Annotated in this window: 13 protein-coding genes; 10 read left to right on the top strand and 3 right to left on the bottom strand. The window is 72.8% G+C overall.

Annotated elements, in window-relative coordinates; all coding sequences use genetic code 11:
* Positions 1–158: 158 nt before the first annotated feature.
* Positions 159–1,145 carry an aldo/keto reductase gene (locus ABIC61_RS15860; RefSeq protein ID WP_354030695.1) on the bottom strand — a complete coding sequence of 329 codons (987 nt, stop codon included), beginning with the start codon at positions 1,143–1,145 and terminating at the stop codon, positions 159–161.
* Positions 1,146–1,276: 131 nt separating this feature from the next.
* Here ABIC61_RS15860 and ABIC61_RS15855 point away from each other — a divergent pair, with 131 nt between their 5' ends.
* The 3 genes from ABIC61_RS15855 (at position 1,277) to ABIC61_RS15845 (ending at position 4,158) form a co-directional block, all read left to right on the top strand.
* Positions 1,277–1,819, top strand: coding sequence for an acyl-CoA thioesterase (locus ABIC61_RS15855; RefSeq protein ID WP_354030694.1), 543 nt, complete (start codon positions 1,277–1,279; stop codon positions 1,817–1,819).
* Positions 1,820–1,828: 9 nt separating this feature from the next.
* The gene (locus ABIC61_RS15850; RefSeq protein ID WP_354030693.1) at positions 1,829–3,391 is read left to right on the top strand and encodes an FAD-binding oxidoreductase; all 1,563 of its coding nucleotides are present in this window, start codon (positions 1,829–1,831) and stop codon (positions 3,389–3,391) included.
* Between the two features lie 185 nt (positions 3,392–3,576).
* Positions 3,577–4,158, top strand: coding sequence for a YdeI/OmpD-associated family protein (locus tag ABIC61_RS15845; RefSeq protein ID WP_354030692.1), 582 nt, complete (start codon positions 3,577–3,579; stop codon positions 4,156–4,158).
* A gap of 19 nt (positions 4,159–4,177) precedes the next feature.
* On the opposite strand, the gene ABIC61_RS15840 is transcribed toward ABIC61_RS15845, so the two are convergent.
* The gene (locus ABIC61_RS15840) at positions 4,178–5,098 is read right to left on the bottom strand and encodes an endonuclease/exonuclease/phosphatase family protein (protein WP_354030691.1); all 921 of its coding nucleotides are present in this window, start codon (positions 5,096–5,098) and stop codon (positions 4,178–4,180) included.
* An 85-nt stretch (positions 5,099–5,183) separates the two neighbouring features.
* Between ABIC61_RS15840 and ABIC61_RS15835 the strand changes: the two genes are divergently transcribed.
* The 4 genes from ABIC61_RS15835 to ABIC61_RS15820 all read left to right on the top strand — a co-directional run bounded on the left by ABIC61_RS15835 (position 5,184) and on the right by ABIC61_RS15820 (position 10,349).
* A complete protein-coding gene (locus ABIC61_RS15835) occupies positions 5,184–6,065 on the top strand; it encodes an aldo/keto reductase (protein ID WP_354030690.1) in 882 nt (293 codons plus the stop codon).
* 152 nt (positions 6,066–6,217) lie between these two features.
* Positions 6,218–6,793, top strand: coding sequence for a PadR family transcriptional regulator (locus ABIC61_RS15830; RefSeq protein ID WP_354030689.1), 576 nt, complete (start codon positions 6,218–6,220; stop codon positions 6,791–6,793).
* Positions 6,790–7,518, top strand: coding sequence for an ABC transporter ATP-binding protein (locus tag ABIC61_RS15825; RefSeq protein WP_079237515.1), 729 nt, complete (start codon positions 6,790–6,792; stop codon positions 7,516–7,518). The genes ABIC61_RS15830 and ABIC61_RS15825 overlap by 4 nt, the downstream gene beginning before the upstream one ends.
* Positions 7,515–10,349, top strand: a complete 2,835-nt coding sequence (locus tag ABIC61_RS15820; protein WP_354030688.1) for an ABC transporter permease — start codon at positions 7,515–7,517, stop codon at positions 10,347–10,349. Before ABIC61_RS15825 ends, ABIC61_RS15820 begins: the two co-directional genes overlap by 4 nt.
* A 74-nt stretch (positions 10,350–10,423) precedes the next feature.
* Here the strand turns inward: ABIC61_RS15820 and ABIC61_RS15815 are convergent, their stop codons facing one another.
* A complete protein-coding gene (locus tag ABIC61_RS15815) occupies positions 10,424–10,867 on the bottom strand; it encodes a hypothetical protein (RefSeq protein ID WP_354030687.1) in 444 nt (147 codons plus the stop codon).
* A gap of 119 nt (positions 10,868–10,986) precedes the next feature.
* On the opposite strand from ABIC61_RS15815, the gene ABIC61_RS15810 reads away from it, so the two are divergent.
* From ABIC61_RS15810 to ABIC61_RS15800, 3 genes are all read left to right on the top strand, one after another.
* The gene (locus tag ABIC61_RS15810; protein ID WP_354030686.1) at positions 10,987–11,781 is read left to right on the top strand and encodes an SGNH/GDSL hydrolase family protein; all 795 of its coding nucleotides are present in this window, start codon (positions 10,987–10,989) and stop codon (positions 11,779–11,781) included.
* A gap of 73 nt (positions 11,782–11,854) precedes the next feature.
* On the top strand, positions 11,855–12,448 hold the full coding sequence (locus tag ABIC61_RS15805; RefSeq protein ID WP_144753728.1) for an ArsR/SmtB family transcription factor: 594 nt from the start codon (positions 11,855–11,857) through the stop codon (positions 12,446–12,448).
* Positions 12,445–12,681 carry a hypothetical protein gene (locus tag ABIC61_RS15800; RefSeq protein ID WP_354030685.1) on the top strand — a complete coding sequence of 79 codons (237 nt, stop codon included), beginning with the start codon at positions 12,445–12,447 and terminating at the stop codon, positions 12,679–12,681. Before ABIC61_RS15805 ends, ABIC61_RS15800 begins: the two co-directional genes overlap by 4 nt.
* Positions 12,682–12,690: the final 9 nt, after the last annotated feature.

Raw genomic sequence — 12,690 nt, 5'->3', positions numbered from 1 at the left:
ATGTCCCGGCCCGCGGGAGGTTCGGCGGCGGGTGTTGCCCCGGTTGGGCGGGGGTGGGCCGCACCCGCCCCGGGGGGGGGGCCCCCACCCCCCCCCCCCCCGGCGGGGGGGGGGGGGGCCCGCGGCCCCCGCGCCTCCAGGCCGTCATCCGGTCGCGTCTACCGACCGATGGTCGACATGTCGGGGTAGCGGTCGCCCGTCGGGACGGGCAGCGCCGACAGGCGCGTGATCTGATCCTCCGTGAGGGCGAGGTCGGCTGCGCCGACGTTCTCCTCGAGCCGCGAGACCCGCTTCGTGCCGGGGATCGGGACGATGTCGTCGCCCTGCGCGAGCAGCCAGGCGAGGGCGACCTGCGCGGGGGTCCCGCCGGCCTCGGTGGCGATGTCCTTGACGGCGTCGACGATGCGCATGTTCTCGGCGAAGGCCTCCTCCTGGAAGCGCGGGTTCGCCAGGCGGAAGTCGTCGGAGTCCAGGTCGGACGGCTTCGTGATGGCACCGGTCAGGAACCCGCGGCCCAGCGGCGAGTACGGCACGAGGCCGATGCCGAGCTCGCGGAGGGTGTCGAGCACGTCGCCCTCGGGGTCGCGCGTCCACAGCGAGTACTCGCTCTGGAGGGCCGTGATCGGGTGCACGGCGTGCGCCTTCCGGATCGTGGCCGCGCTCGCCTCGGAGAGACCGATGTGGCGGATCTTGCCCTCCTGCACGAAGCCGGCGAGCTGCCCGATGACGTCCTCGATCGGGACGGCCGGGTCGACGCGGTGCTGGTAGTAGAGGTCGATGTGGTCGGTGCCGAGCCGACGGAGGGAGCCCTCGAGCGCCTCTCGGACGGACTCGGGTGCGGAGCTGATGCCGCGACCGGTGGCCGGGGTCTCCTCACCGGCGGTGTGGGTGATGAGGCCGAACTTCGTCGCGATGACGACGTCGTCGCGACGGTCCGCGAGGGCGCGGCGGAGCAGGTCCTCGTTCGTGTAGGGGCCGTACGCCTCGGCGGTGTCGAACAGGGTGACGCCGAGGTCGATCGCGCGGTGGATGGTGCGGATCGACTCGTCGTCGTCGGTGCCTGCGCCCGTGTAGAAGGCGCTCATGCCCATGGTGCCGAGGCCGACGGTTGCGACCTCGAGGTCTGCGAGCTTGCGTGTCTGCATGGGTGCAGGTCTACTCCGGGTCCCTCGGTTGGAGGGAGGCACTGACCGGACCCGTCAGCCGGGAATGCGACTTCGTGCGGTTCCTCCAAGGTTCCGCGCGTTCGGCGGTCACCCCTGGTGGGATCGGGTCCGTGAACCTGTACTTCCGGCTGTTCCTGCTCCAGTTGCGCGTCCGGCTCCGCCCCACCATCGGCGGACGGCGACCCTCGCTCTGGGACGAGGTCCGCACGCCGTTCCGCGTGACCCTGACCGACCTCGACCCGCTGCGCCACGTGAACAACGGGAAGTACCTGTCGATGCTCGACCTCGGGCGGCTCGACCTCATGCTCCGCTCCGGGTTCTGGGGCGCCATCGCGGAGCGGGGCTGGTACCCGGTGGTGTCCGCGCAGACGATCACCTACAAGCGGTCGTTGACGCTCGGGCAGCGGTTCGAGCTCGTCACCCGGGTGCTCGGGGTCGACGACCGCGCCGTGTACCTCGAGCAGACGTTCACCCGGCGCGGGGCCGTGGTCGCCCGAGCGGTGGTGCAGGGACGGTTCCTGCGGAAGGCCGACGGGAGGGTGCCGCCGTCGGAGCTCCTCGAGGCAGCGGGCGCGACGGACCGGGACCTGTCGGTGCCGGAGTGGGTGCACGAGTGGGCGGGGGCGACCCGCATCAGCAGCTCCGCGGGGTAGACAGGTCCGGTGAGCGAACGCGACGACGAGCACCGCACCCCTGCCACCAGCCGACGGGTCCTGCTCGCCGGGGGAGTCGGACTCGGGATCGCCGGGGTGCTCGCGGCGTGCAGTCGCCCCTCGCCGTCCCCGTCACCGAGCGCGACGTCGACATCCCGGCCGACCCGCACCCCGACCGCGTCCCCGACACCGGGCGGACCCGACACGTGGGACGCCCTCGCCGCCGCGGTGTCCGGCCGGCTGCTGCGGTCGGGGTCGAACGGCTGGGACTCGGCACGGCTCGTCGAGAACCCCCGGTACGACGACGCCGATCCGCAGGCGATCCTCCGGGCCGCCGACGCCACCGACGTGCAGGCCGGGCTCGCCTTCGCCCGGAACACGAACACGCCCGTCGCACTCCGAGCCGGCGGACACTCCTACACGGGGTGGTCGGCGGGCGGCGCGAGCGGCACCGGCGTCCCGCGGTCGCTCGTGATCAGCACGCAGGACCTCGACCGGGTCCAGCTGCACGACGACGACACCGTGACGATCGGCCCCGGTGCGCAGCTCGGGGACGTGTACGCCACGCTCGCGAAGGCCGGTCGTGCCATCGGCGCCGGGTCGTGCCCGACGGTCGGTATCGGCGGACTGACGCTCGGCGGCGGTGTCGGGGTGCTCGTGCGCTCCTTCGGCCTGACCTGCGACCAGCTGACCGGTGCGACCCTCGTCACCCCGGACGGCACCGTGCACGAGGTCTCGGCGACCGCCGAACCCGACCTCTTCTGGGCCTGCCGGGGCGGTGGGGGTGGAAGCGTCGGCGTCGTGACCGCACTGACCTACCGGACGCAGGCCGCGCCTCCCGTGCTGCTCTTCCGCATCACCTTCCGGTGGTCTGCCGCCGCTGCCGTGGTGCGCGCCTGGCAGGACTGGGCGCCCACGGCGGACCGACAGCTGTGGTCGACGCTCAAGCTCCTGAACGGCTCGCGGCACACCGCCCCGACGGTCACGGTGACGGGCGTCTGGACCGGGGCGAAGACCGGGGCGGACGCCTCCGTCGACGGGTTCATCCGCGCGACCGGTGCCACGCCGCTCGCGCACACCGCCCAGCAGCTGACCTACGGAGCGGCGATGTCGACGCTCGCGGGGAAGGCGCAGCGGGTCTCCCAGGCGGCGACCTCGTCGATCGGCACCACGAAGCTGACGGACGCGCAGATCGACACCCTGGTGCAGCACGCGGCCGCGGCGGGCGACGTCGCCGGCAACCGCGAGGGCGGGGTCGCCCTCGACGCGCTCGGCGGCGTCGTGTCGGACGTCGGACGGACCGACACCGCGTTCCCGTGGCGGTCGGCGCTGATGACCGTGCAGTACACGGCGGTGTTCGCGGACGAGGCGGACCCGGCGCCGTTCGACGCGTACGTGCGGGGGTTCCGGAAGGCGATGCGGCCGGCGTGGGGCGACGCGGCCTACGCGAACTACTGCGACGCGGCGATCACGGACCCGGCGGACTACTTCGACGTGAACACCTCGCGGCTGCACCGGATCGCGGAGCAGGCGGACCCGACGGGGATGCTGGCGCAGCCGCACTGGGTGTGACCGCGCGGGGTCTGGCCGTGCGCGACGCGAGTCTCGGCATGCGCGACGCGAGTTTCGCTGTGAGCGACAGTTCTCGCGATGCGCGCCGCGAGAAGTGTCGCCCACGCCGAGACTCGGGCACGGCCGGGCCGGGCACGACCGGGCCGGCCGGACCGGGGACCGGACCGCCGTCCTACGATGAGCGCGTGGACATCGACGACCTCGTGCTGCCGGACACCGCCGCCTGGCGCGCCTGGCTCGACGCCCACGAGGACGAACCCGACGGGGTGTGGCTCGTCCTCGCGAAGAAGGGCACCACGGAGCCGACTACCCTGACCTACGACCAGGCACTCGACGAGGCCCTGTGCTCCGGCTGGATCGACGGCCAGAAGCGTGGGCGTGACGAGGCCACGTTCCGGCAGCGGTTCACCCCGCGGCGGAGGGCCTCGCTCTGGTCGCAGCGGAACATCGGACTCGTCGCGACACTCATCGCCGAGGGACGGATGCGGGACCGGGGCCAGGCGGAGATCGACCGCGCGAAGGACGACGGCCGGTGGGACCGCGCGTACTCCGGGGCCGCTGCGGCGACCGTGCCGGAGGACCTGCAGGCAGCGCTCGACGCCTCGCCCGCGGCCGCCGCGCTGTTCGCCGAACTCGACGCCACGAACCGGTACGCGGTGCTTCACCGGATCATGACGGCACCGAGCGCGACGGCTCGGACGAACCGGCTGGCGAAGCTCGTCGGCGGGCTCGAGCGCGGCGAGACCCCGTACCCGCGGAAGGCCTGAGCCACCGGCCGACCGGCCGTCAGCCCCGGAGCCCGACCTGCACGCCCCGGTGGTCGCTGCCGTTCGCCGGGAGGACCTCGGTCGACGTCGTGGAGAGCCCGCGGACGAACACGTGGTCGATCCGCACGACGGGCGCCTGCGCGGGCCAGGTGAACCCGAACCCGCCGCCCTCGTCGAGCATCCGGGTCAGCGGGAGCATCTCCGGGTCCTTCGAGCCGCCGTTGAAGTCCCCGGCGACGACGAGCCGCTCCGAGTCGTCGTCACGGACCGCGGTCGCGAGGGACGCCAGCATCGTCGGCCGTCCGTCCTCGCCGCCGAGCCGCAGCGAGTCCATGTGCACGACGTACAGCCGGACGTCGCCGAGGTCGGTGTCCACGGTGACGCGGAGCGCCCGCGCCCACCCGAGGCCGAGCGTCAACGGCTCGCCGCCGCTCAGCGTCGTCCGACTCCACACCCCGATCGACCCGACCCGGTAGTGGTGCGGGTACCGTTCGTCGAGCACGCCCGCGACGGCGGTGCCCGAGGACTCCGTGAGCTCCTCGAGGGCGATGACGTCCGGGGTGCGTGCTGCGATCGACCGCGCCGTGGCCGCCGGGTCCTCGTTCGCGGCCTCGACGTTCTCCGTCACGACCGTCAGCTCCGGCGACCCCGGCGCGTCCGGCGTGAGCACACCGGGCAGGATCGCGAACGCCCACGCGGCGGCGAACGCCAGGGAGCCCACAGCGAGCCGCTTCGACCGGGTGCCGAGGGCGACCCCGGCGACGGGCACGAGCAGCAGGGCGAGCCAGGGGAGCAGGGAGCCGACGACCGAGCCGGCGGTCCCGAGGACACCGAGCGCGGCGGGGAACACGAGGACGACGATCCCGGCGAGCAGCACGATCCCGACGACACCGATGACGAGCGAGCGGCCGGGACTCCGTCGTGGGGAACGGAAGGGCACCCGAGGAGCATACGAACCGGCGCTGACAGCACCCCGGGGGACAACCGTCCAGCACGGGTCGAACGCTCAGGCGTACACCGGGTGCATGACCACTGGCACCGACACCACGAACCGTCCGGCCGCCGCCTCCGGCACCTTCCGCATCGGGGGCGACCTCGAGGTCCACCGCCTCGGCTACGGCACCATGCAGCTCACCGGCCCCGGGGTCTGGGGGCCGCCGAAGGACCACGACGAGGCCGTGCGGGTCCTCAAGCGCGCGGTCGAGCTCGGCGTGGACTTCTTCGACACCGCCGATTCGTACGGCCCCTACGTCGCCGAGGACCTGCTCCACGAGGCGCTGCACCCGTACGGCGACGACGTCGTCATCGCGACGAAGGCGGGGCTGACGCGCACCGGCCCGAACGAGTGGCCGCCGGTCGGCCGCCCGGAGTACCTGCGCCAGGAGGCCGAGATGAGCCTCCGCCGCCTGGGCCTCGAGCGCATCGATCTGTTCCAGCTCCACCGCATCGACCCGAAGGTCCCGCTCGAGGACCAGGTCGGCGAACTCAAGAAGCTGCAGGACGAGGGCAAGATCCGGCACATCGGCCTGTCCGAGGTGTCGGTCGACGACGTCAAGGTGGCCCAGGAGATCGCGACGATCGTCTCCGTGCAGAACCTGTACAACCTGCAGAAGCGCGACGCCGAGGAGCTCCTCGACTGGTCGACCGAGCAGGGCATCGCGTTCATCCCGTGGTTCCCGCTCGCGACCGGCGGGCTGACCGGCGAGGACTCCCCGCTCACCGAGATCGCGTCGCGGAAGGGTGCGTCGCCGGCGCAGCTCGCGCTCGCCTGGCTGCTCAAGCGCTCGCCCGTCGTGCTGCCGATCCCGGGCACGTCGAGCGTCTCGCACCTGGAGGACAACCTGCAGGGCGCGACCATCGAGCTGACCGACGACGAGTTCGAGGAGCTGTCGAAGCTGGGTCGCTGACGCGACCACGAGACGGACTGGAGGCGCGGTGTCGGCTGGCACCGCGCCTCCAGTCCGTCTGCTGTCCGTTTTCAGGACGCTGGCTTGCGTCGGCATACCGGGTATGTGCATACTCAGTATGTCCACGGTGGACGGAAACTGGGGGGATCGTCATGAGCGTACGGATGGGCGTACTCGCGCTGCTGGTGGGGGGACCCGGCTACGGGTACCAGCTCCGGGGGGAGTTCGAGCACCGGACCGGGGGCAGCTGGCCGCTGAACATCGGCCAGGTCTACACGACGCTCGACCGTCTGGAACGGGACGGCCTCGTGGCCCGCGGCGACGCCGACGACGACGGACACGTCGTCTACACGGCGACCGACGCGGGTCGCGAGGCAGTGGCGCGCTGGTTCAGCGAACCGGTCCCGGCCAAGCGCGGACGCGACGAGCTCGCGATCAAGTTCGCCCTCGCGGTCACCGTGCCCGGCGTCGACGTCACGCACCTCGTGCAGGTGCAGCGCGCGGCGGCCGTGCGGAACCTGCAGGACCTCACCCGGCTGAAGCGGGGCACGGACCCGGCGGAGGACCTCGCGTGGTCGCTCGTCCTCGAGTCGATGCTGTTCCAGGCGGAAGCCGAGGTGCGCTGGCTCGACCACGTGGAGTCGAGCGTCGCCCGGTACCGGCCGAACGAGCATCCCGCTCCGGTCGACGCACCGGCGTCCGACGCGACCGTCCGGAGCGCCCGGTGACCGCCGCGCCGCTCCTCGAGCTCGACGCCGTGAGCGTGCAGTACGGCTCCGGCGCGAAGGCCGTCACCGCCCTCGCCGGCATCGACCTGCAGATCCGCCGCGGCGAGATGGTCGCGGTGATGGGTACGTCGGGCTCCGGCAAGTCCACGCTGCTCGCGTGCGCCGGTACCCTGCTCCCACCGACCAGCGGTGAGGTGGTGATCGACGGGGACTTCGTGTCGGACCGTCCCGCGAAGGACCTCGCCGCGCTCCGCCGACGCCTGGTCGGGTTCGTGTTCCAGGACTTCAACCTCATCCCGTCGCTCACCGCCGTCGAGAACGTGGCCCTGCCGCTCGAACTCGACGGGTGGAAAGCCTCGCAGGCACGGCGAGCCGCAGAACTCGCGCTCGACAACGTCGAGCTCGGTCACCGTTCCGACGCCTTCCCGGACGACCTGTCCGGCGGGCAGCAGCAGCGCGTGGCGATCGCCCGCGGGGTCGTCGGCGAGCGCCGGCTGGTCCTCGCCGACGAGCCGACGGGTGCCCTGGACTCGCAGACCGGCGAGGTCGTGCTCCGGATGCTCCGCCGACACGTCGACGCCGGCGCGGGGGCGCTCCTCGTGACACACGACGCCCGGCACGCGGCGTGGGCGGACCGGATCGTGTTCCTCCGCGACGGCCGGGTGGTGGACGAGACGGTGTACTCGGGCGTCGAGATGGCGCTCACGGACCGGGCCGCCTCGTGAGCGCGCGTCGGCGCCGAGCCGACGTCGACCAGCCCCGTGTCCGCACGCCGTTCGCACTCCGGCCGGCGCTCCGGCTCGGGCGACGACTGGCGTTCGCGAAGGTCGGGCGTGCGGCGCTCATCGTCGCGCTGATCGGGATCCCGACGGCCGGGTTCGCCGCGGTGTCCGTCGTGGTGCAGTCCACGCAGCCGACCACGACCGAACAGCTCGGGTACGACCTCGGGCACGCGGCCGCGCAGATGCGGGCGATGGGCCCCGACCTGCCGGGCATGCGGCAGGACCCGGTCGCCTGGCAGTACTCCGAGGCAGCGAAGGGCAGCCCCGCGTCGAAGGCCGAGGGCGACCTCCGCTACGCGAACGTCCTCGACCACGTGCCGGCGGGCGCGGTGTCGATCCCGGTCGGGTCCGCGTCGATCGTGCTCTCCGGGCCGAAGGGTCCGATCGGGCTCATGGCCGTCGAGGGTGCGGTGTGGTCGAAGGTGCTCGCGGGGCACTGGCAGGTGCTCGAGGGCACCGCGCCGACCGACCGCGACGAGCTCATGGTGACGCCGGCGACCCTGACACGGCTGGGGGCGTCGATCGGGGACACCGTCGACCTGACCGACCCGGTCACGAAGCGGTTCACCATCACCGGGACGATGCGCGACCTCGGCTCCGACCCGGGCGAGCAGGGTGTCTTCCTGCCGTGGGGCACCACGCTCTCGCCGACCACCGGGGAGGACGCGCGCGGTGTCTCCGACGTCACGGTCTACCTGGCGTCCGACGCACCGACGTGGTCGGAGATCCGGCAGCTGAACGCGCACGGGATCGTCGTCCAGTCCCGCCCCGTCGTCCTCGACCCGCCGGACGAGCGGTTCCCTGCCGCGCAGCGGAACTCGTCCCTCGGCTGGTACCTCGGGGCGATGGCGCTGCTCGGGGTCTTCGCGATGTTCGAGGTCGCCCTGCTCGCCGGGGCCGCGTTCCTGGTCGGGACCCGGGCGGACACCCGCTCGTACGCGATCGTGACGAGTGTCGGTGGGGACCGTCGGTTCGTGCGGACGATCGTGGCCGGGTCGGGTCTCGTGCTCGGTGTCACCGGGGCGGTGCTCGGCGTCGCGCTCGGCATCGGGATCGGCGCGCTGGCGTTCCGTCTGGTCGACAACGGCAACGTCAGCACCTGGCCGGGCCTGCACGTCCCCGGGTTCCTGCTGCTCGCGATCGGTGCGGCCGGGGTGCTCGCCGGGCTCGTGGCCGCGCTGGTCGCCGCGCGTGCCGCCACCCGGATCAACGTGCTCGCCGCGCTGCGCGGATCCCTCCGACCGGCGCAGGTGAACCTCCGCGCCGAGCGTCGACGACGCGTCTGGGCACCGATGCTCATCGTCGTCGGCACGGTGATGACCCTCGCGTGCGGCGTCGGGGTCCTGCTGCTCAACGACCGTCCGGTGCAGGGCGACGACTACGCCTGGGTCGCGGGGGCGGGCGTCGCGATCGGCCCGTGCCTCGTGCAGGTCGGCGTCGCGATGTGCTCGCCGTGGCTCCTCGCGCTCGTCGCCCGCCTGTCGACGCGGCTCGGGCTGTCGGCACGCCTCGCTGCGCGGGATGCCCGACGGAACCCGGTCCGGACCGTCCCGGTGCTGGCGAGCGTGATGAGCGTCGTGTTCGTGGCCTCGGTCGCGATCACGTGGAGCGCGTCCTCGCACGCGCAGTTCGTCCGCGACTACGAGTACCGGACGGCGGTCGGCGTCGCGACGGCGTCCGTGTCGCTGAGCGACGACGAGGGGAACTCCGTCGGGTACGACGCGGCGCTCACCGCCAGGGCGGCGAAGATCGTCTCCGGCGTGCTCGACCACGACCGGGTCCGGGTGCTCGGCGTCGTCCAGGAGCAGGCGGGCAAGGGACCCTCCACGGTGACGCTGCCGCACGACTGGGTGCGCAAGGACTGCCGGACGAACGACACGACGTCGTGCTCGCAGTACCTGCAGTCGCAGGACAGCACGACGCCGCACATCTGGACCGGCACCGTCGACGACTACGCCCTGCTCACCGGGCACCGTCCGTCCGCGCGCGTCCGCGACGCGCTGGCCTCCGGCAAGGCCGTGTCGCTCTGGCCGGAGTACGCGCACGACGGCGCCGTGCGGCTCGACACGTTCCACGACCAGACCTGGGACAGCATGACGACGACGTCGGGGGAGCGACCGGACGCCACGACGACGATCCCCGCCGTGCTCGACGTGCAGTCGCCGCGGATCCAGGTCGGCGTCTTCATGACCCGCCAGACCGCCGAGCGGTACCGCGTGCCCGCCGTCGACGGGATGCTCGTGACGACGCAGCCGACCGAGCTCACCCCGACGCAGTGGGACGAACTGTCCTCCGCGTGGCAGAGCCAGGGCGGCCTCGACCGCGATCGGTGGGGTGGCCCGACGTTCATGTACGAGACCGGTCCGGTGGACGCGCAGGGCGTGGTGAAGGCGCTCGTGCTCGCACTCGCCGCTGCCGTGACGATCGGCGCGACGGCGGTCGCCATCGGACTCGCACGCTCGGACGGGCGCCGTGACGACGAGGTGCTCGACTCGGTCGGTGCGGCCCCGGTCCTCCGGCGTCGGGTGTCGGCCTGGCAGGCGGCGATCCTCACCACGGTCGGCGCGGTGATCGGCACCCTGCTCGGGCTGCTGCCGATCCGGGCGCTCACGCTGCGCTTCACGGCGGGTCCGGTCGGGACGTCGCACATGCCGTTCGTCGCGGACTGGCCGTTCCTCGCGTTGCTCGCCGTCGGCCTGCCCCTGCTGGTGACGGTGGGGACGTGGCTGACGGCGGGCCGCAGCCGACGGGTCGCGGTGCGTCGCGCACTCTGACGCGGCCCCACACCGGACTGGAGGCACGGGGCGGCGCCGCCACGCGCCTCCGGTCCGGCGGGATCTCGGCCCCGTCAGGAACGGGCGCCGGGCTGCACGACCATGAGGACGGCGACCGCCACCCACACGAGGTTGAACAGACCGACGAGGAGCGCGAGTCGACGCGGTGACGCGGCCGTGCCGTTGCCCCGGAGCACCTCGCGCTGCTCCGGCAGCACCCCGAACGCCAGGATCGCGGCCGCCACCGCCGTGAGTCCGATCGACACGAGCAGCCAGACATCGCCGAGGGAGTCCAGCTCGTACGCCAGCGCCACACCGAACGTCGGGACCGCGAGCGACACGATCGAGTAGACGTGGCAGATCCGGTGGAGGACCGTCGCGACCGCCCGCGCCCCCTGGTCGGCGGCGTCGGTGACGAGCGCACGAGCCGGCTTCGGGAACAGGCTGCCGGCGACCGCGACCGGCCCCAGGGTGAGGAGCGCCGCCACCACGTGGACGGTGAGGAGGACGCTGGACATCCGCACCAGCCTAGGGCGTGGGCGAAACTGGGAGCGGCCGCGAGGACCCACAGCGAACGCCGTGGTTCCCCAGGTCTGGGGACTGGTACCGAGCGCCGATCCGGGGGATACCTGATGTCGTGTCCCGCACCCGTCGGCTCGCCCTGATCGCGAGCATCGTCACCGCCGCCTGCCTCGTCGCTGGTGGCTCCTTCGTCGTCGGCTCCGCCGTCTTCGGCACCGCACGGTCGGCCACCGCCGAGAACGCGACCGCGGGCCTGTCCGTCCCCGGCGCCCGCGTCACCCTGGCACCGGTGGAGCGGGCGGACACCAGCATCCCGGTACGCGAGCAGGTCGTGACGGGTGCCCTCGGCGACCGCGGCCGCTCCGGCGCCGTCACCTTCGCGTACGCCGGCGACTCGATCACGGCCCGGCCCGACTCCTGGTTGCACGTCATCGAGTCCGACGCGCGCCTGCACGCCGTCGGCGGGTACGCGCACAGTGGCTACCGGGCGGACCAGGTGCTCCACGAGATCGGCCCGGTGCCGACGGCGGACGTCCTGGTGGTCGAACTCGGAACGAACGACGTCAACCAGGCGGTCCCGACGGCGACCACGATCGCGAACGTCGACGCCGTCGTGCGGAAGGTCGGCGCACAGCACGTCCTGGTCGTCGCCGGGCCGCCGTCGGACTGGACGAGCAGCCACTGGGGTGCCGATCGCCGCGCCGGGCAGCTCGTCCTGAGCCGGGCACTCGAGCGGGACGCGATCGAGCACGGCTGGTCGTACGTCGATCCGTTCACGGCGTTCCGGCAGGCGGACGGCGCCTGGGTGCGCGGTTCCTCGCCGGACGGCATCCACGGGACGGCGGCGACCAACGTCGGGATCGCACGGGAGATGGCCTCGGCGATCACGGCGGCCGCACGCCGAGACTGACCGTCACCGACTGCAAAGAACCTGCTGCAAAGAAGTACTTGCAAAGAGTTCTTTGCAGTCGTACTCTCGAGGCATGGCCCCCGAAGCACGCGTCCTCGACCTCCCGTCGATGAAGGCGCTCAACCATCCACTGCGCACCGAGCTCTTCAACGAGCTCGCCGCGCACGGTCCGGCGACGGCCACCACCCTCGCCGAACGGGTCGGGGAGTCAACCGGCTCGACCAGTTACCACCTCCGCCAGCTCGAGAAGCACGGCTTCATCGAGGAGGTCGAGGGCCGCGGCAACGGCCGTGAGCGCTGGTGGCGCCGGGTCCCCGTCGCCGTGCACTCCGGCGGCACGACCGGTCCGCAGTCGCCCGCGGGCATCGCCGCCGCGAGGTTGCTGGCGAACGGGTCGAACGAGTTCTCCGAGCAGCTGATCCGCGAGTTCCTCGCGCGCGACCAGGAGACGCTCGACCCCGCCTGGCGCGATGCGAGCGAGTTCTCCACCGCGATCATGCGGCTCACCCCGGACGAGGTCGTCGAACTCACCGACGGCATCCACGCCCTCATCGACACATTCCGTACCCGGCACGTGCTCGACGACACCACGGTCGAGGGCACCGAACGTGTCTTCCTCCGCCTCGCAGCACTGCCCGTCCTCGACGACGAAGAGCAAGGATCATGAGCGCAGCACTCCACCTCACCGACGTCGGCCCGCTCGAACGGGCCGCCCACCGCATCGGCACGGCACTGCTCCGCTGGAGCGAGTCGCGTGCCGCCCGGGTCGAGTTCCGGTCCGGGCCCGGCACGGCCCCCGACCGCACGACAGCACGCCTCGCCTTCGAGCAGCGCACCGCCCTGGAGGCACGCCACCGGCACTGGGACACGCTCACCGCCGACGTACCCCGGGTCCGCTGACCGGGGTCG

Source organism: Curtobacterium sp. 1544 (genome assembly GCF_040544915.1).
GTDB lineage: Bacteria > Actinomycetota > Actinomycetes > Actinomycetales > Microbacteriaceae > Curtobacterium > Curtobacterium pusillum_C.
This window is presented reverse-complemented; position numbering and strand designations above follow the sequence as displayed.